General features: G+C 50.2%; 14 protein-coding genes and 2 pseudogenes. 9 read left to right on the top strand and 7 right to left on the bottom strand.

Going from position 1 to position 18,743, the window contains the following annotated elements; translation table 11 throughout:
• Positions 1-78: 78 nt before the first annotated feature.
• Together treR and ispH are read right to left on the bottom strand one after the other, a co-directional pair.
• Complete coding sequence (gene treR, locus Q2J39_RS07650) at positions 79-786, bottom strand: trehalose operon repressor (protein ID WP_288340174.1); 708 nt, start codon at positions 784-786, stop codon at positions 79-81.
• 179 nt (positions 787-965) lie between these two features.
• Positions 966-1,880 (bottom strand): 4-hydroxy-3-methylbut-2-enyl diphosphate reductase, encoded by a 915-nt coding sequence (gene ispH / locus Q2J39_RS07645; protein WP_288340172.1) that lies wholly within the window; start codon positions 1,878-1,880, stop codon positions 966-968.
• A 134-nt stretch (positions 1,881-2,014) separates the two neighbouring features.
• Here ispH and Q2J39_RS07640 point away from each other — a divergent pair, with 134 nt between their 5' ends.
• The 3 genes from Q2J39_RS07640 to Q2J39_RS07630 all read left to right on the top strand — a co-directional run bounded on the left by Q2J39_RS07640 (position 2,015) and on the right by Q2J39_RS07630 (position 6,750).
• A complete protein-coding gene (locus tag Q2J39_RS07640) occupies positions 2,015-3,316 on the top strand; it encodes a DEAD/DEAH box helicase (RefSeq protein WP_230267953.1) in 1,302 nt (433 codons plus the stop codon).
• A 287-nt stretch (positions 3,317-3,603) separates the two neighbouring features.
• Positions 3,604-4,506 (top strand): deoxyribonuclease IV, encoded by a 903-nt coding sequence (locus Q2J39_RS07635; RefSeq protein WP_288340176.1) that lies wholly within the window; start codon positions 3,604-3,606, stop codon positions 4,504-4,506.
• A gap of 210 nt (positions 4,507-4,716) precedes the next feature.
• Complete coding sequence (locus Q2J39_RS07630) at positions 4,717-6,750, top strand: CHAP domain-containing protein (RefSeq protein WP_288340168.1); 2,034 nt, start codon at positions 4,717-4,719, stop codon at positions 6,748-6,750.
• Positions 6,751-7,022: 272 nt separating this feature from the next.
• Here Q2J39_RS07630 and Q2J39_RS07625 read toward each other — a convergent pair whose 3' ends face one another.
• Both Q2J39_RS07625 and Q2J39_RS07620 read right to left on the bottom strand, forming a co-directional pair.
• Positions 7,023-7,937 (bottom strand): putative manganese transporter, encoded by a 915-nt coding sequence (locus tag Q2J39_RS07625; RefSeq protein ID WP_230267951.1) that lies wholly within the window; start codon positions 7,935-7,937, stop codon positions 7,023-7,025.
• A gap of 227 nt (positions 7,938-8,164) precedes the next feature.
• Complete coding sequence (locus tag Q2J39_RS07620) at positions 8,165-9,406, bottom strand: AI-2E family transporter (RefSeq protein WP_230267950.1); 1,242 nt, start codon at positions 9,404-9,406, stop codon at positions 8,165-8,167.
• 66 nt (positions 9,407-9,472) lie between these two features.
• On the opposite strand from Q2J39_RS07620, the gene Q2J39_RS07615 reads away from it, so the two are divergent.
• From Q2J39_RS07615 to rsmB, 4 genes are all read left to right on the top strand, one after another.
• Positions 9,473-10,198, top strand: coding sequence for an RNA methyltransferase (locus Q2J39_RS07615; RefSeq protein WP_288340163.1), 726 nt, complete (start codon positions 9,473-9,475; stop codon positions 10,196-10,198).
• Positions 10,199-10,390: 192 nt separating this feature from the next.
• A complete protein-coding gene (locus Q2J39_RS07610; protein ID WP_288340161.1) occupies positions 10,391-11,260 on the top strand; it encodes a DUF4438 domain-containing protein in 870 nt (289 codons plus the stop codon).
• 11 nt (positions 11,261-11,271) lie between these two features.
• Positions 11,272-13,419, top strand: a complete 2,148-nt coding sequence (priA, locus tag Q2J39_RS07605) for a primosomal protein N' (protein WP_230267947.1) — start codon at positions 11,272-11,274, stop codon at positions 13,417-13,419.
• A gap of 12 nt (positions 13,420-13,431) precedes the next feature.
• On the top strand, positions 13,432-14,757 hold the full coding sequence (gene rsmB, locus Q2J39_RS07600; RefSeq protein ID WP_230267946.1) for a 16S rRNA (cytosine(967)-C(5))-methyltransferase RsmB: 1,326 nt from the start codon (positions 13,432-13,434) through the stop codon (positions 14,755-14,757).
• A 77-nt stretch (positions 14,758-14,834) separates the two neighbouring features.
• Here rsmB and Q2J39_RS07595 read toward each other — a convergent pair.
• From Q2J39_RS07595 to Q2J39_RS10800, 3 genes and pseudogenes are all read right to left on the bottom strand, one after another.
• Positions 14,835-15,587 (bottom strand): annotated as a pseudogene (locus tag Q2J39_RS07595) (transposase); the annotation flags it as partial.
• Between the two features lie 15 nt (positions 15,588-15,602).
• Entirely contained in the window at positions 15,603-15,935 is a 333-nt protein-coding gene (locus tag Q2J39_RS07590; protein WP_230268553.1) for a transposase, read from the bottom strand.
• Between the two features lie 27 nt (positions 15,936-15,962).
• Positions 15,963-16,262 (bottom strand): annotated as a pseudogene (locus Q2J39_RS10800) (transposase family protein); the annotation flags it as partial.
• A gap of 421 nt (positions 16,263-16,683) precedes the next feature.
• Here Q2J39_RS10800 and Q2J39_RS07585 point away from each other — a divergent pair.
• Complete coding sequence (locus Q2J39_RS07585; protein ID WP_230267713.1) at positions 16,684-17,400, top strand: hypothetical protein; 717 nt, start codon at positions 16,684-16,686, stop codon at positions 17,398-17,400.
• 430 nt (positions 17,401-17,830) lie between these two features.
• On the top strand, positions 17,831-18,700 hold the full coding sequence (locus Q2J39_RS07580) for a hypothetical protein (protein WP_288340665.1): 870 nt from the start codon (positions 17,831-17,833) through the stop codon (positions 18,698-18,700).
• The last annotated feature ends 43 nt before the right edge of the window (positions 18,701-18,743 follow it).

Raw genomic sequence — 18,743 nt, 5'->3', positions numbered from 1 at the left:
ACTAGAAAGGCAAGGCACTGCTCACTTGTGAAGCTTAAGTGAACAGCATTGGAAATAAACGCAAAAAAACCGGAAACGCTACAGGCGTTCCCGGCGGGAAAAATCAATAAAGCGAAACTTATCCGGACGATGCCGGGATTCCGTATATTCAAAAAGTCTGGCGTCTTCCAGATACGTATTGGAGCGGACAACGACCAGAAGCGTATTGCCGTTCAGATCCATATGTTCTGCATCGAATGCGCTGGCCGGTTCTACGGTAATTTCCTTGCGCGCAAATCCGATCGGAAGCCGAAGCGTCTGCTCGATATATTCGTACAGGGAGTTTTGTGCAATTTCCGGGGTAAGACCTGGAATGATTCCCGGATTGAGATAATCCCGGTCTTCAATAATCCGTTCCTTGTCATAGGTGCGAATGCGTATGATTTGGACGGCTTTCGATCCTTCGGGCATGGACAGCTTTTCGAGAATGACGGGATCGTCGATCAGGCCGAACTGGATGACGTCGGTTTCAATTTCCTGACTGGAATGCGCAGCGAGTTCCTTGAAAGAGATTAGGCCGGATGTAGGGAAGGTGACAATATCGACGGGAAGAACGCGCGAGCCTTTTTTTTCTTTGAGGATACGCTTACGTTCGGCAAGCAGATTCAGGGCTTTGCGAACGGTATCCCGGCTGGCACCAAACTCCTCGCACAATTCGTTTTCGCTGGGCAGATAGGAATCTGCTGGATACCTTTTACTGGTGATCCGTTTGGAAATTTCTCTGGCTATTTCAATGTATTTGGACATCTCGCCGCTCCTTTCCATACTCGATTGCATACCTGCAGGCACGACGTGCGGTATGGGCCCGTTCAAAATCTGCTGCAATCATTTATAAGAGGCATCGTACCATTTATAACCGGCCTGTATTTTATTTTGATCTGTCTGGATTGGCCGGCAGCGGGCAGCTGTTTCGATTTGTGCCGGGATTACTTGTTCAGCCCCTGGTCGATCTGATGCAGGCGCTCGATCGTTTCGTTTTTCAGAAATTCCGGGGTGCTGGCACCTGATGTTACCGCGACTTTCTGGATTCTGGCAAAGTCGAATCCGTCCAGTCCGCTCGCACTTTCAATCTGAAGAACATGGGGAATTCCAGCTTCCAGACCCGTCTGAGCCAGTTTGCGGGTGTTGTTGCTTTTGGGATCGCCGATCACGACGAGCAGATCATAGCCCTGATCCTTTAAATTCATGACGGCCTGCTGCCGCAGTCTTGTCGCATTGCAGATTTCGGACCCAAATTCGGCCTGCGGATACTTCAGCGCGATTCGATCAAACAGATCTTTTAAGCCCGAGACGGACATGGTGGTCTGATTTGTGACGAAAATCTTACCGGTTACCCCTTCCGGAATGTCCTCTTCCGTTTCAATCAGATAAAAGGCAGGCCGTTCGGACGGGTTCGATGGGGCATCGCTTTCCAGACGGCAGTCCATGGCGGCTTCCGCTTCGGGATGCGCTTTGATACCGATATAAAAAAGCGTATAACCTTCCTTGCGTTTCTGGGCAATCAGTTTCTGTGTGGAAAGGACATACGGACAGGACGCGTCGATGCAGACCATTCCTTTTTCTCTGGCCTTTTCCCGAACCGCATTGCTGACGCCATGGGCGGTAAAGATGACCAGACCGTCATCAATCTGATCGAGCAGCTCCAGCCGGGTTTTGCCTTTGGCTTCCAGAATATGGAGTCCCTGGGCTTCGAGATGACTGTTGACAAACGAATTGTGGACGAGCGATCCGAGAACGGTAATCTTTTCACCTGGATGTTCGCTCACGATTTTTTCGGCCAGACGGATCGCCTGATTGACACCGCCGCAAAATCCCTGAACGGGAACTTCAAAAATTTCCATAGGTCAGCTCCTGAATGGCCGGTTTTTTCGACCGGACTGTACAATTGAGAGGATGGGCATCAAATCATGATACCTTCTTAAATATGCCACAATATACAGGAAGAGGTGTTTCTGTGAATCGTATAGAAGAAATTATGAAAATTGAGGGGTTTAAAACACTCACCCCGATTCAAAAAGCGGTAGTTGAACGCAAGGATAAAAACCGGGATCTGATCGGTATTTCCACGACCGGATCCGGTAAGTCGCATGCCTTTTTCATGCCGATCTTTGAGCGGATCGATCCCGATCTCGATCAGGTTCAGGCGGTAATTTCCGTTCCAACCCGCGAACTGGCCTGGCAGCTGTATGAGCGTTCCAAGAAAATTTCCGCTCATTTTGGCGTTCGTACGGCCCTGATTACCGGCGGACAGGAAAAGAAAGAAGGCGGTCTCACCCCGCAGATTGTCATCGGTACGCCGGGGCGCATGAAAGACCAGTTTCTCGACGACAAGACCCTTCGTCTCGATACAGCGAAAATCATGGTCATCGACGAAGCGGATATGACGATGGAATTTGGCTTTCTTGAAGATGTGGACGCGATTCTTTCCCATATGAAGGACGATGTCACCGTTATGGTTTTCTCGGCGACGATCCCGGAAATGCTTCAGCCGTTCCTGAAAAAGTACCTGACCAATCCGGAACTGATTCGCATCGGAAGCGATGAAGACTTTGCGGCACAGATCCGTCACATTCTCATTGATCGCAAGCACAAAACGGATGCGCAGCGAGTCGAAGATGTACTCAGTGCAATTCATCCGTACGTCTGCCTGATCTTTACCAATACCAACCAGGAAGCCGCCGCGCTCGCTAAGGAACTGCGCAATGACGGCTACGACCTCGTCGAACTGCACGGGGACCTCGAAGCCCGTGAAAGAACGAAGGCCATCCGCACCATTCAGTCCCAGAAAAAGTCGTACATCGTCGCTTCGGATATCGCCTCGCGCGGTATTGACCTCGAGGGCATCACCCATGTCATTTCGGTCGGCTTCCCGAAAGAACTGCCGTTTTACAAGCATCGCGCCGGCCGTACCGGCCGTGCCGGAAGAGACGGCATGGCCATCGCGATTTATTCACCCAAAGACGCCAAAGCCATTGCGACCTTAAAGAAGCAGGGAATTGTCTTTGAAGAAATGGACGTAAAAAACGGCGAACTCGTTCCCGTTAAGGATCGTGCAGCCCGTCCAAAGAAAGCTGATCCGCTCGCAAAGGAAGTTTCCCGTCTGACCGGCGGCCGCAAGTCGACGAAAGTAAAGCCGAACTACCGCAAGAAAAGAGCGGAGCAGGCCGAAAAGATTCGCCGCCGAGCCAAACGCCAGCTGATTCAGAACGAAATCCGCGAGCAGAAACGCGAGCGTGCCAAAGCCAGGCAGCGCGCCAAAAACGCAAGACAGGGCTAACTGGAAATTCGGTTCGGATTTTTCAGACCGCTTGGCTAAACCTCTGTATTTCATCCACGCAGCAAGCCTTTTGATAAGAAAGCCTGCTGCGTTTTTTACTGGATACAGGAAGGCAGATCGCTCAAAAAGAAATCGAATTTCGTATACTCTTGATCAGATGCAAATACAGGGCGGAGCGGCCAGACGCTCGAACACACGCCTCTGTCATCCATAGAAATACGTACATTCTAATAGAGAACGATAAAGGAGAAATGGATATGAATGCCAAATCCTATCAGGAAAACGTAATGTATCTGGGCTGCCATGTCGGCATGAAAGCGCCCGGATATTTTGAAGGCTCCATTAAAGAAGCGCTCAGCTACGGCGCGGACGCCTGCATGATTTATACCGGCGCACCGCAAAATTCAAAGCGCAAGCCGGTAAAAGAGCTGAAAATTGAACAGGGAAGAGCGGTACTGGAAGACGCCGGATGGAAAACAGAACAGGTTATCGTCCACGCGCCCTACATTATTAATCTGGCCAATATGCTAAAACCTGAAACGGCGTATTTTGGCCGGGAGTTTCTGAAAGAAGAACTGCGCCGCACTGCCGCCATCGGTGCCCGTTATCTCGTCCTGCATCCAGGAAGTCATCTCAAGCAGGGTGCAGAAGAGGGTATCCGCTGGGTTTGCGAAGGACTCGATGAAGTCTTCGAATCCGATTCGACCAGCGTAGAAATCGCTCTGGAAAGCATGGCCGGAAAAGGCAGCGAGATTGGCTGTACCTTTGAAGAAATTCGCGCCATTCTCGATGGCGTAAAAGATTCTTCCCGTCTGAAAGTCTGCCTGGATACGTGTCATCTCAACGATGCCGGCTACGATGTCAGCGAGTTTGACACCCTGCTCGATCAGTTTGATGAACAGGTCGGTCTCGAACGGCTTGCCGTACTGCACGTCAACGACTCCAAAAACCCGAAAGGCGCCCGCAAGGACCGCCATGAAAACATCGGAAAAGGCACGATCGGACTGGACAGTCTGGGCGCCATCGTACACAATCCAAGACTCTCTTCCATCATCAAGATTTTGGAAACCCCTTACATCGACGATAAACCGCCCTATGCGGATGAGATTGCTCTGCTGCGCGCCTGGCATCCCGCGAGTGTATCCGCTGACGAAACAGCCGGTGACAGCGCTTGCAAAAATAACGATTGATACAAATTCCGGAGCGGCAGAAAGCTTACAATAGAATTAAAAATATTTATTAACGATTTCATTTGAAAAATACAATGTCGCCTGACGCATTGCCCCGACCCTATGCCGATGGTATAATTTTCTAAGTTGTTTTAACGAAAGCGTTTCCGTTCAGGAAGAATTTCCATTTTGAAGGAAGCGCATACGTTTACACGGGGAAAGGAAATTGAATTGAAAAAGAACCTTGTCAAAGCCGCAACCGTATTTCTGTCCGCCGCCATGGTTTCTGCCGCCGTACCCGGACACTCTCTTCTCGTACATGCCTCGATTGCACAGCCAACTGCCGCCGAGCTTAAGGCATCCGTTCAGGGCCTCGAGAATCTGAGCCGTTCTCGTCTGCAGGAATTATCCGGTGCAGATGCTGCACGGATTGCCAATGATTATCTAAACGGCATTCAGAGTGAATTCAACTCGCTCAGTGATGAAGATAAAGAACAGATCCTCAATTCGATTGCCCTCATCCGCCAGAGCAATCCGGATTTTCCTGTTCTCGAAGTTTCTACACAGGAAGAGCCGACCGCTGCCCAGACGTATGTCGAACCGGCAGCCACGCCTGAACCGGCGCCGGCTGAAGAAACATCCTCGAAGGCCAGTGCGTCTTCGGTCGCATCGAAAGAAAGCACACCATCCAAAGCGGAAAGTCAGAAAGACGCAAACGCATCGGATGTTCAGAATATGGACAGCAGCGAAACCGTAAAAAAAGCGGATTCGGCCGATTCGACGTCTTCCAGAAACGAAACCGCTTCAAAAAAAGAACAGTCGACATCCGAAAAGTCGGATGCGTCGGCTTCGAAAACGGAACATTCGATGAACGCTTCTTCCGATCATAAAGAAGAAGCAGCGACTGCCAGAACAAAATCGAAAGAAAATTCGATGAATGCAAATTCGCCTTCCGATCCAGCTGACCAGAAGCCTTCTCTGACTTCCTGGTTAAAAGAAGAAGAAAACAAAACGAAACCGCGCACGTTCTCGGAACTGTCCCAGTCCCTCAAAGAGTTCAGAGAGGAAAAGGATGAAACGAGCAAAGTGTCTTCACTGCCCATGCACGAAGTGACCGGCGGGAAAAACAATACGAACTCTTCGGATAAAACGTCATCGGATAATTCGAAAGACGATTCCGATCCGGACGAATCCGATAAAGACGAATCCAAAGATGACGATAAGAACAGTTCTTCCGCATCTTCCTGGGATGAAGATTCCAAATCGGATTCTTCCGATGAGGATTCCTCTTCCGATGAATCTTCGGATTCCTCTGATTCGTCCGATTCTTCGGACTCGTCAGATTCATCCGCCTCTTCCAAGGATCCGACCATGCCGACCCCTCCAGACTCCAAGGATCCCGGCACGAATGACCCCTCCGGGGAAAAGCCGGACGATCCCATCCCGAATATGCCCGAGCGTCCAGACGGATCCGCAAATAAGCCGTCGGACTCGATTGGTTCCATGACCGAAACCGATACCGTTGTCGGTCCGGCCTCGCCGGTTCTGAGCAATCCGGGAGCAAACCCGGGCGGCCAGCACGCGATGACGACATCGATTCATGTCCGACAGATTTCCCACGGTCAGAATAAACGGCTGAAAACCCTTCGCCTTGGCGAATACAATCTGCTTCCGGATTATTCCAACGGAGCAGCCTGGAGAAAATCGGTATCGCCTTACAACAGCCCGACCCTCTGGGGCCAGTGCACCTGGTTTGCGTGGGGACGTTTCTATGAACTGTACGGCTTCTCGCCGCGCTTTTCCGGAAACGGCTATGAATGTGTAAAGCAGCTGCTCAGCGCTCACGGTGATAAGTTTGAACTTTCCGAAAAACCGGCAGCCGGCGCCGTATTCTCTTCGGACGCCGCGCATAACCACGTCGGCATCGTTCTCGACTACGATGAAGCCACAGACACGCTGCTCATTCAGGAAGGAAACCTGGATGGCCGCTCCAATGAAATCTGGGCCGAAGCGATCAGCGACTACCGCACCATCAAGCTGAACTCTCGGGAAATTCGCATGCTTTATGGAAACGTAACGTATGCGGTGCCTAAGGAAGGTGTCCATTTTGTCGGCTACTTTGCGAAAGATGAAAAGGATGCCAATGCGAAGAAGATGAGCATTCGCGTAAAATCGCTCAGCGAACTTGCGCAGTCCAAAGTTGAAGATAAGATTTTCAACGCGGGCGTGAAAATGAATCATCTTCGTCACACGCTCGATGAATAAAAACAGCCGCTCTGGCTGACGATGCAATCTCCTGCCATCAAACGATTCCATTCTGAAACAGATACTTATGTCTGGAATGGAATCGTTTTTGTGTTTTGGGCGGCGAAATTCTGAAAATCCGCGCAAAGAAAAAGTTCTCTCGACAGCCCCGGGTCAGGCCGGATGTGGATATTCGAGAGAACTTTTGTGTTTTTACAAATTTTCTGAGTACTTTATAAAGCGTCTGACGAGGTCTTTCAACCGATGGTAATCGATCGGAATTCTGGCAGAGACTAAAACAGAGCGGGGACAAGCTGAAGCAGATAGCCGAGCAGTACGGCGGGAACGTACATCAGCAGCGCGGTTTTCCAGATCGCTTTTTTATTCGTAGAGTACTGGAACAGCGCAACAAGTCCAAGGCCGGCATTGGTCATCAGACCCGCAAACAGAGAACCAAAGGTCAGGGCATGCGAGCTGTAGAGCGAGCAGAGAACAACGGTAGCGGCACAGTTTGGAATAAATCCAAAGAGGGCTGCAGCAGCCGGCTGCCATAATGTCTGGGTCTGCAGGAAGGCCGCTAGCTGATCTTCGCCGATCCATCCGGTAATCGCGTTCATGGCGAGAGTCACCACGAAGACGAACAGATAAATCTTGATGGTACGAAGCAGGGCGGAAAGCCATACAGGGTATTGCGTATAGCAGCACGAACAGGCGCTCTGGCTGTCTTCTTCCAGATTTTCCGCTTCCTTCTCGTCCGTTTCTTCGACTTCTTCTTCCTCTTCGAGATCTTCAAAGCGGACGATGTGCTGATGACGGTACAGCACTTTATCGATCAGCGTACCGATGACGGCTGCTGCAATGAACTTCAGAACAAGCAGAACGCCAAGAGAGGGAATCATGTCCGGCTGAGAAATCAGAATCGGGACCGCTTCATCGCTCGTGGCCAGAAAAACAGCAATCGTTGTGCCGAGCGTTATGTTATTGGATACGTAGAGCATGGCGGCCAGAATGGAAAAGCCGCACTGCGGGATCAGGCCTAAAAGGGCACCAAACAGCGGTCCGTATTTCTGAAGCTTCCAGAAAAAGCTGTCGGACTGATCTGTTTTTCGATCGAGAGAATCGATAAACAGATAGACGACGTACAAAATCGGAATCATCAGCCAGGTGTCTTTCCAGGCGTCCGTAAGAATATCAATAAAAAATTCCATACCTTGTTTATAACACGAAGTGAGGAAGCCTTCTCTTTTGGGCAACCCGAAAAATACAGGATGCGCGTAATGAACATTCTGTTTTCGCTTTCTTTTCTGGATCCGAAAAAGCGGCGAATCAGGAACATGAAAGAAACAGGACGAGAAAGCAGAAACAAGATGTCTGATCCTTTCGATTCATGCACAAAATAAGCCCGGCAGGGCTTTTGAATATTCAGGTGAAAAGACTACTGAATTTTGTCATCCTCTGCTGCAGAGTCGAGCCGAAGTGCATCATTCCCTTTTGAGGAATGACTTTCCGATGCAGGAAAATCTTCTTCTTCAACAATGACGGCAGAGGAGGGGACGCGAAGATGATGGCCGCTTAAGCGGAAGAGCGCAAAGTCATTAAACGCTTCATAAACGAGGGCGAAAATTGGAACACCCAGCAGCATGCCGATCGGACCGAACAGCGCGCCGCCGATCGATACCGAAAACAGAATCCAGAATCCGGAAATGCCCAGCTTGTCGCCGAGAATAACCGGCTTGAGGACGTTTCCGTCGACCTGCTGCAAAACGAGAATAAAGATCGCGAAGATCAGGGCATAGCCCGGTCGAATCATGAACAGAAGCAGGATGACCGGAATCGCGCCAAGGAACGGACCGAAGACGGGAATAATATTGGTAATGCCGATAATGAGGCCGATCATCGGGGCGTAGGGAAGGCCGAGTACCAGAGAGCCAAACCAGGCGCAGAGACCGACAATCAGAGAATCGAGAAGGTTGCCGACAATGTACTGCTGGAATACGTTTTTGGCGTCCATGGAGTACAGGTGGATGAAGTTTCCCTGACGCTTGCCAAAAATCGTATAGATGAGCAGTCTGCACGTCAGCAGCAGATTCTTCTTGTCGAGAATCATGTAAACCGCTGCAGCCAGCGCGATTACGAGATTGGCCGCCCAGTGAATGACGTTGTAGGAATAGGACATCATCTTGGTCATGGATGAAGACAGAACGGTGCGCAGCGTAGCGCTGATGTCCAGGTTTTTCAGAAAGTTCAGAATCGAAGAAATGTCGAGACTGTATTTTTCGGCAAAAGTTTCGAGCGTGTTTTCAAACTGCTGCGAATACGTCGAAAAATTTCGTATGAAAATCTGTATGGAGTCAATGAGGGAAGGGATCATGACCCAGAGCACGAAGACGAAAAACAGAATAAAGAGAATAACGACAAGAACGACCGAAAGGGCACGCGCTTTTTTACGTTTCATGAAATTGGAGAGCCGGTTTTCAAACCAGAGGACCGGTCCTTCCAGAATAAAGGCCAGGCCAAAGCCGATCAGAAACGGGGCAAGCAGACTGACGATGCTCGACAGGAAATGAAGAATATCGTTAATCCGGGTGAAAAGCAGATACGCAAAAATGGCGATAATGAGCGAAACGCTGTAAATAAAGATTCGCTGCGTGATCTTGTTTTTTAAATCGAGTTTCATGGTCACCTCTTTCGCACTCTATAATATCACTTGCGTAATGAATCCTCGCAGACTCACAATATCGTTATGGACAACTTTGTATATGGAACCATTTCAGTCAAAGCGGTACTGGAAGAAGAAAAACGAACCGCCAGAATGCTCTGGGTCAACCCGAAAAAACGCTCCCGGGACATCGCCTATTTAATTGCCTTATGTAAAAAGAAAAGGATTCCCGTCGAGTTTCAGAATTCTGAAACTATGAACGCAAAAGCGTCCGGCAATGGCGGCGTCATTCTGTTTTGTGAAACACGATCGCTGCCTGCTCTTAAGCCGGAACATTTAGAAAAAGGGCTCTGCGTCTACATCAGCGGCGTCGAAGATCCGTATAACATGGGAAGCATATGCCGTACCCTCTATGCGGCGGGTGCGCGGCTTCTGATTTTGCACGAACGCGACTGGTCGAGCGCGCTTTCCACACTGATGCGCTCTTCGGCGGGCGCCTGGGAACGGCTCGAAATTGCGGCCATCGAAAACGACACGACGCTGATTGAGTGCGCCTTAATGGCGGATCGTCCGATCTATTGCGCAGCGCGCGATGATTCGGCTTCCTCTCTGGCGGATATGATCCTGCCGGAAAACTGCCTGCTTGCGATTGGCGGGGCCATGCGCGGCCTGTCTTCGGAAATTCTGAAAGCCAGTTCGCATCATCTGTTTATTCCATACGGCCGGCATTTTCATAACGCCCTCGATACCGCAAGCGCTGCATCCGTCTTCGCGTTTGCGTGGACGTTTGCGCACCCGGATCAGGCGTAAATCCCATAAAAGGATCGGCATACATACGTCGGCATACGTACGATCGAATGAAATTCATGGAAAGCAGCCGTTGTAAACGGCAATAGATACAGCACTGCAATAGATAAAACAATGGATAGACTGCATCGAACACAGGAAAAAGGACATCCGCAAAGCCGGATGGATCTGGCGAGAGCCAAAAGGAGAATGAGTATGAAATTGAATCGTGAGCAGCTCGTCTGCATGGCGGTAAATGCGGAAGTAGATCATCCGACCATCAAGTCGTATCGCGGAGGCTTTGACGGACGGGCAAGAATTACGCTGGGAACCGGCGGCATTACGTATTCCCATGCGATCGGCGATTCCTGCATGAACATCGCCGGCGATCATGTAGAACCCGGCGTGTCGATGGCCAATCCCGATCCGAATAAAAATATGGCGGTCGAAACGTTCAGCTGCATCGGCAACGAAGTCCTCTGCCTGAGCGGACCGGCGAAAGGCTCCAAAGGCATCGTCGCCGGAACGCATGGCGGCGTGGAACATACGATGGCATGGTTTCCAGCCGATGATCTGTGCCGTATGGACGGAACGGAAAAGTTTTTAATCCGTACGTATGGACAGGGACTGAAAGCCGAAGAAACACCGGATGTGTTCTGGATGAATATCGACCCGATGCTTCTCGATGAAATGGATCTGCACGTAAACGAAGAAGGCAAGCTGATCTTCCCGGTAACCGCCGTACTGCCAGCCTATCTGATGGGCAGCGGTCTGGGGTCTTCGTCTTTAATGAACGGTGACTATGACATCATGACGCAGGATAAGGAAGCCAACGAAAAGTTTGGCATCAATGATCTGAAATTCGGCGACTTTGTTGCGGTGCTCGATCACGATTCCACATACGGCGCTCATTATAAAAACAATGCGGTAACGATCGGCGTCGTTGTCCATTCCGATTCCTTCACTTCCGGCCATGGACCTGGACTGACGGTGGTAGCGACCAGCAAAAACGGCAGCATTGAACCCGTTTACGATCCGGAAGCCAATATTGGAAAATACTTCGCTGCCCTGCAAAGCGAGAGATAGAGAAAACAGGAATGACGTATGTTCAAGTAAACGTTGAACACGAAAACCGGGCGCTGAGCACGCCGTTTACGTACGCCTGTCCATTTGAAGTGGAACCGGGATACCGCGTTGTCGTCCCTTTTGGAAAACAGAAACTGACCGGCATGGTCGTTGCGCTGTGCGAGAAACCGGAAGATGCGAAGTATCAGATTAAGCAGGTCCTTGAAGTGGTGGATGCCCATCCCGTATTAAGCGCGGAACAGCTGACGTTAGCCAGAGAAATGGCGTATTCGACGATCAGCTCGCCGATGAGCATGGTCAACTGCATGCTCCCAGCCGCTCTTTCCTCGAAGTCTCAGAGACCAAATGAAGCCATGACCACCTGGCTGGTCAAGGAAAAAGTCGACGAGTCCGCCCTCGAAGCGTTAAGCCCTGCTCAAAATGAAGCCTGGTCCAGACTGCCCGATGAAATTGAACAGGTCAAAGCGCGCAAGCGGATTTCCGACTACATGATTCAGACGCTGGTCAATAAAAAGCTGCTCCACCGGCAGAAAAAGACCGTCAGCTATGGGGCTCTGCCCAAAAAAGAGCAGATCGAATGGCCGCAGCTCAATCCTGGACAGCAGGAAGCGGTAAACGCGCTTTCCAATTTGCATCATGCAATCCATCTGCTTTTTGGCGCCACCGGATCGGGCAAGACGGAAGTGTATTACCATCTCGCTAAAAAGACGCTGGACGAAGGCCGTCAGGTTTTGATCATGGTTCCGGAAATCGTTTTGACCCCGATGATGGAAGATCGCTTTCTGTCCCGCTTTGACTGCGATATTTTTTCGTATCATTCCCGGCTGACCGCTTCCCAGACGCTGTCGGTCTGGAACGCGGTCGCCAAAGCCGGTCCCTGCATTGTGATTGGTACGCGCAAATCCGTGTTTCTGCCGTTTACCAATCTGGGGCTGATCGTCATGGATGAAGAACACGATTCTTCCTATAAGCAGGAAACCAGTCCCCGCTATCACGCCAGAGACGCGGCTATATTGCGGGCGAAGGCCTTTGACTGTCCGCTCGTTTTAGGTTCGGCAACCCCGAGTCTGGATACGTATGCGCGGGCTTTGAAAAACGTGTATCATCTCGTCACGCTGCCCGGTCGTGCTTTAAATGTGAACAACCAGATTCGCCTGGTGGATCTGCGCTATCAGCCGGTGTTTTCCAATTTTTCCAGACCGCTCATTCAGGCCATTCGAAAGCGTCTCGATCGCGGCGAAAAATCGATGATTCTCTTAAACCGGCGCGGGTATCTGCCCACTATACGGTGTCTTTCGTGCGGCGAGTATTTGCGCTGCGAAGACTGTAACGTTCCGCTTTCCTACCATAAGCAGGAAGATGCGCTCGTCTGTCACGTCTGCGGAAGACGCTATCCGCACATTCATCAGTGTCCGGACTGCCATTCTCAAAAGCTGCAGACGACCGGACAGGGAACCGAACGTCTGGAAGAAGACGCGCAGAACCTTTTCCCGGAAGCCAGAATCGTACGCATGGATCACGATACGACTTCGCGAAAAGGGGAACATCAGCTCAGACTGAACGAATTTGAAAACGAAGGCAATATTCTTCTGGGTACGCAGATGATTGCCAAGGGACTCGACTTTCACGACATTACCCTCTGCGGAATTCTTTCAATTGATACGCTGCTTTCCCGGCCGGACTATCTGGCTACGGAAAAAGCGTACCAGCTGGCCGAACAGGCCTCCGGACGCGCCGGGCGCGGAAAGCAGAAAGGCGAAGTGCTCATACAGACGGCCACACCCGATCATTTTGTCCTGCAGAGCGTGCTGCATCACGACTATCTGAATTTCTTTAAGCAGGAGATGGAGCTGCGCCGTAAGCAGGCCAATCCGCCCTACACCTTCATGGCGACAGTCGTTTTACGCCATGCAGATTCACTGCGGGCTTACAATAAGGCGATGGAAATCCGCGCTTCGTTTGAATCGTTTGGAATTTCCGTTTTAGGACCGGCTGAAATCAGCATGCGAAACAAGGAAAGCCGCTTTCGCCTGATTTTGCGCAGCCGGAACGATCAGATGCTCATCAAGACGCTGTGGCTGTGCGATGAGTGGTTCTCTTCAAACGCCAATGGATGCAAAATGGAAATCAACGTGCATCCCATGAGCCTGGAAGAGTAGTAAGGAAATGTTATGAACGTACGTGAATGGGTCTGGAACGCCTTATGCGAAGTCATTCGCAAGGAGACGTACTCTAATCTTTATTTAAAGGAACATCTGCAGGAAGTGGACGAAAAGGACCGGGCGCTGGCGTCCAATATTTTTTACGGCACCCTGCAGAACTATGCCCTCTGTCAGGCGGCCTGGAAACGGTTTGCCAAAGGGAAAGTCAAACCGAAGACGTCTATTTTGCTCAGCATGTCTGTGTATCAGATTCTCTTTCTGGATCGAATTCCGGATTTCGCCGTCGTCAATGAAGCCAATAAAATTGCGGCCAGACGTCTGCCCGCAGAACGCGGACTCGTGAACGCGATTTTGCGTAAGGTCATTTCCACACCGATGGAATATCCGGAAAATCCGGTGGAAATGCTGGCGCTGAAAACATCGCTGCCTTCCTGGCTGATTCAGATGTGGATTGCGCAGTACGGCGCGCAGAGCGCCTTCCGCTTTGCGCAGGCCTCGCTGGCTGCATTGCCGATTGTCGTTCGTCTTAATCCGATGAAGATCACGCCCGAACAGGCCGAAGCGACCGGCCGTCTGGAACCGTATGAAAACGGACTGTACCGCTATACGGGCAGCCAGATTGCGACCGATCCGCTTTACCGGCAGGGAAAAATTTCCGTTCAGGATCCCGGAAGCTGCGAAATCGCCCGCTGGGCCGATCCCAAAGCGGGGATGAAAATTCTCGATCTTTGCGCCGCACCGGGCACCAAAAGCATGGCAATGGCCGAAATGGCTAAAGATCTGGCGGAGATTACGTCCATTGATCTGCACGAACATCGTGCCAAACTGATCGAAAAGGATGCAAAACGGCTCTCCTTAAAAAGCGTGAGCGCCAGAGCGGCGGACAGTACAAAGCTCGAAGACGATCCCGTTTACGATATTGTTCTTTGCGATGTGCCCTGCAGCGGTCTTGGCGTTCTCAGCCGCAAGCCGGACATGAAGCTTCGTCTCTCTTCGAACGATCTTGACGCCCTTCCGCCTTTGCAGTACGAACTGCTCGAAAGCGGCTCCCGACAGCTTAAAAACGGCGGCATTCTCATTTATTCCACATGTACGCTCAACAAGAAGGAAAACGAAAAGCAGGTTGAATCCTTTCTGAGTGCCCACGACGAGTTTGTCCTGCTCGATCAGAAAACGATTGAGCCAGATGACCGCCACGGCGGCTTCTTCCTGGCAAAACTTCAGAAAGTAAAACCGGCCGCCTCCCGAAAAGCAGAGGAAAATGCCAGTCCAGAAAGCCCGCAACCAAAGACAGAAACCTCTGCAGCCGCAGAAGAGACCATTGCCAGAGCCTGAAAATCGAATCTATTAAGCCTGTCCTGAACTGCGACAGGCTTTCTTTTTCCAGCGGGGAAACACTTTAAAATTTCGGTTCAATGAAAAATTTTGTGGGATTTGGGATTCCTGATTGATGGGTTTCTTGAAGCATCGATGATCTTAAGAAAGAAATACCCATCATCCTTGAAACCATAAGCCTGTCGTCTGACGGTCTTGATCTTGTTATTCATGCCTTCAATCTTTCCTGAAGATATCCCAAAAATGGTATGTGAAAGGATCCCTTCGTAATGGTTCTCGATGAGTCGCGCAAACCATTTAAAGTGCTTGTTTTTCGTTCCTTTGCACGTGTCAATCAGTGAATTCAGCAGCTGCACCATCTCCCCTGGATCTGAGCATTTGAAGCCTCTTTCCAGCTGGTCTTTTACCAGATCGCAGGTCATGAAGAGAGAGTTCACCTTGAGCAGTTCGTTATACCGTTTGACAAAACCTGTTTTGGCAAGAACTGGCTTTAACCCAAACAAGGTGTTCTCGCCACCCATCATGGCTCCAGCCTTCCCTTTTGCATCTTTGGAAGCCAGCGTTGCCTTAGAAGACATCAGAATATACTTCGACCCTTTGAGAAGCCTGGCCTGCACGATTTCACCGCTTGCGATCAGCTCTCTCTGAGCATCCTTCCGGACTTCAGAGACCACTTTATCGTTAAAATTCTTAACGATATGAAAATAGTCAAATACGATAGAAATCCATGGGCATCGATCTTGAAATGCTTCCTGAAAATCAGAGTTCATGTCACAGGCAACAGCTTGAACATGACTCATCCATTCAATACCCGCATGATCAATAAAATCGTATACGACCTGTTTCTACTTGCCTCTGGCAATCCAAAGAACATGGCCGGTTTCCAGATCGATGATATGGGTGGCGTATTTATGGCCGTTATGAAGCTTGAATTCATCGATAGCCAGATATCGACTGCAGGTATCGGGTTTCTTCAGCACTGGTCCGAGTTCCGTCTGATCCGTATAAAGCCTGCTCAGCCTGGCTTTATCAATCTCGCCAACGAGATGAGCTCCGACACCAGTCCGCTCAGCGATTTCCTTCAGGGTATAGCAGCCGCTTGCCAGCAGATCTTCAATGTACGATTCGAGAGCTGTAGTAATCGTATGCTTCTGTGCTCTGAATGGAATAGATCGCATTTGTGTATGATGGCCGTTCTCGCAGAAGAGGCGCTGAACCTTCACGGTGACATGGATATAAGTCAAGCCAAAGGGAAGGTGGCGCAGTGTGATTGAACGAGATGATTTGATGTGCATCTTCTGACCGCAAACGGGGCAGATTCGTTCTTCATCAGTGACTTCACAGAGTACTCCGTCACACTGATAGATGGAATGATTTCCGGAAGCATCGATCCGGGAATAAACACCTGACTGGGTAAAGCCCGGCAGCGATGAGGGAATGAAAAGCAGACCGTTATTCGATTCATTGGAAACTTGAAAAGCAGCTGAAGAGTTAGTAGAGTACATACGGGATCTCCTGTATCTGGTAGTCTTGATCGACTCTTCCAGCTTACGGAAGACCCTTTTTATTTTCTATATGAAGACATTGGCTCGGAGGATCCCACAAATATTTTCATAGAGCCAAAATTTCTTTTGCAAAATACGGCTTTCTCGATTAATTTTTCCTGCGGGCGCTGCTGCCGGTTGTGGATGGAATTATCTGCATTAGATGGAAAAATGAATCTTGCTGACATATTAGACGACATCCTTTCCTTCTCTTTCTACAATAAAAGCAAAGATCAGAAGCAAAGATCAAAAGCAAAGATCCGACAGTCGCCTTTGCGCGAAGAGTAAGTGTTCTTCAAAGCGAAATGCGCTGACTGGATCTGTATAAAAAATCGGATCGTCTTTGGACGATCCGCCAGAATACAGGGAAAGGAAGCACGAAATGAAACGACAAACGATGACCATTCTTGCCTGTGCGCTTTTGCTTGCCGGATGCAGCGCACCAAAAGAGGACAGCGCTTCAAGCCGTTCGAACCCATCGACTTCGATTTCCTCCAGCGCCGAAAGCCGTACCGCTTCCAGCGCGTCTTCCATGCATGAGACAAGTCAGGGCGCCAGTCATGACTCGGAAAATGAGGATTCCTCAAAATCCAGCGGATCCGAAAATACCAGTACGCCGTCTCATGAAGAGAATCAGACTCCAGCGCCGGAGGCGGCTTCCAGCGAACCGACCGCTTTTCAGTCTGAAATCGAAGGCAAGCTGTATCAGGCACTCAGCGATAACGGCTTCACCAATATCGTCTCCAGGTGGCAGATGGCGGACACCGGCAATCGGGAATGCATTCTGACTTTTAACGGAATGAACGATCCAGGCGCGATCTGGCTGACGTTCTTTACGCCATCGACTTCGCCCAGACAGACGTTTGAAAGCAATACGACACTCGATCGGACCAGAAACATGGACGTTCAAAACGAATGGACGGACAACGGAAATACCGTGCGCGTAATTCATAACAACCGCGCGGAAGCCAATTTCATCGAAGTGCTCGATGAAAAACAGGAGCTCACGCTTCACTGCTCCAATACCGTTTCCGATCAGCTGCAGCCCATGCTCAAGGTGCTTCAGGCGCTGGGCTTTCCCGTACAGTACGACCAGTAGTTGCTGCAGGCAAGGGACAATACACCTTTTGAATACGAAACAGCCAGAACAGAAAAACTGGCAAAAAATAAAAGCCGGGAAGGTCAGTCCATGCGGTTGGACTGACCTTCCTGAATTTTTGAAAAGGCCTGGCCGTCCGAGGCGGTAAAATGTTCCTGAAATAGTCCCGTATACTAAAGAAGACGATGCATCGAAACCGGCGAAGAAAAGAAGGCGATCCGGGATGCAAAACGATTTTCATTTTGATCAGTATCCGCTGTCTCTGGTTCTGGACCGTCTTTTGATGGACAAGACAACCGGAGATCATATTCTCTGGGCGACGGACCGCTAAGAAAAATACGGTCAGATATACGATGCCCTATTTGAGATTCTTCCCCAGACGCTGCTGGATATCAACCGCGTAAAGATCGGCCCAAAAGCCCTTGGGCGGTTGACGGTTCCCGGATCCCGGAACGAACTCGATTCGCCCAAAACGATCACGCTCTGGGCGATCAACCGCGTGCTCAATTTGCAGGATGAAGTCTGGTTTGAGTGCGCTGATGTATTCAACACCGAAACCGTCCGCTCCTGGATTTCCAGTGCCGATCGCATGGATTTTGGGAAAAAGCGCTGGGACAAATACGTGGAACGTTCCATTCTGGAGCCGGAGAGTGAGGAAGCTGAATTTCTCGTAACGCGATACGATCCAGAAACCGGCGACGTCCTGCCGGTTGAAAAACGTGTCGGTGCCCTCGATCGAAAGCTTCGTGTGGTTTGTGAAAACACGGAGCGTGAAGAAGACTGGATCGAATGGGCACTGTATGCGCTCGAAAGCGTCTACGGCTATGCCTTTGCGGGGGACGCCGTGATGATCTCCCGCTGTCTTTTATTGCTGAGTTTTGCCGACTGGTATGAAGCAGTCTGGCACAAGCGGGCGAGCAAGCGGCTTTTGCAGGATGCAGCGACGAAAATTGCCTGGAATTTCTGGCAGATGGATCCAGAGACCGGAAGGGTTCCGTATGGTCATCCAGAATCTCGCATCGAGCAGCTTTCCCTGTTTGAAAATGCGATTTTGCCAGCAGGCGCGGCACCCAAATGCCGGATTCACTATGGAAAATCCAGAACGCCCATTTTGTTTGAAGAGATGGGAAAAGGCGATGAAAAGAAGTGGAGCAAGCGCAAGTGGGATGTCGTTCTCAATTCCAGAGATCTGCCAGAATGCAGAAAACCAGAATCGTCTGTAACCAGAACATTCTGGTTTTTCTTTGCGCTTTACCGCTCAGCCAAAGCGAAGAGAAGAGACCGGTGTAAACAAAAGTAAGTGTCAAACAATCGACGGGTATACGCGAGACTGAATATTAGAT

This window comes from uncultured Allobaculum sp., assembly GCF_948576815.1.
Classification (GTDB): Bacteria; Bacillota_I; Bacilli_A; order Erysipelotrichales; family Erysipelotrichaceae; genus Allobaculum; species Allobaculum fili.
The sequence above is the reverse complement of the archived record's forward strand: the minus strand, read 5'-3'. Positions and strand labels throughout refer to the sequence as shown.

Excerpts from the sequence above, each read along its gene's own strand:
- Q2J39_RS07625 (WP_230267951.1), bottom strand. The coding sequence starts at position 7,937 with ATGGAATTTTTTATTGATATTCTTACGGACGCCTGGAAAGACACCTGG.
- Q2J39_RS07585 (WP_230267713.1), top strand. The coding sequence starts at position 16,684 with ATGAAACGACAAACGATGACCATTCTTGCCTGTGCGCTTTTGCTTGCC.
- Q2J39_RS07590 (WP_230268553.1), bottom strand. The coding sequence starts at position 15,935 with ATGCGATCTATTCCATTCAGAGCACAGAAGCATACGATTACTACAGCT.
- rsmB (WP_230267946.1), top strand. The coding sequence starts at position 13,432 with ATGAACGTACGTGAATGGGTCTGGAACGCCTTATGCGAAGTCATTCGC.
- treR (WP_288340174.1), bottom strand. The coding sequence starts at position 786 with ATGTCCAAATACATTGAAATAGCCAGAGAAATTTCCAAACGGATCACC.
- Q2J39_RS07610 (WP_288340161.1), top strand. The coding sequence starts at position 10,391 with ATGAAATTGAATCGTGAGCAGCTCGTCTGCATGGCGGTAAATGCGGAA.
- Q2J39_RS07620 (WP_230267950.1), bottom strand. The coding sequence starts at position 9,406 with ATGAAACTCGATTTAAAAAACAAGATCACGCAGCGAATCTTTATTTAC.
- priA (WP_230267947.1), top strand. The coding sequence starts at position 11,272 with ATGACGTATGTTCAAGTAAACGTTGAACACGAAAACCGGGCGCTGAGC.
- Q2J39_RS07635 (WP_288340176.1), top strand. The coding sequence starts at position 3,604 with ATGTATCTGGGCTGCCATGTCGGCATGAAAGCGCCCGGATATTTTGAA.
- Q2J39_RS07640 (WP_230267953.1), top strand. The coding sequence starts at position 2,015 with ATGAAAATTGAGGGGTTTAAAACACTCACCCCGATTCAAAAAGCGGTA.
- Q2J39_RS07615 (WP_288340163.1), top strand. The coding sequence starts at position 9,473 with ATGGACAACTTTGTATATGGAACCATTTCAGTCAAAGCGGTACTGGAA.
- ispH (WP_288340172.1), bottom strand. The coding sequence starts at position 1,880 with ATGGAAATTTTTGAAGTTCCCGTTCAGGGATTTTGCGGCGGTGTCAAT.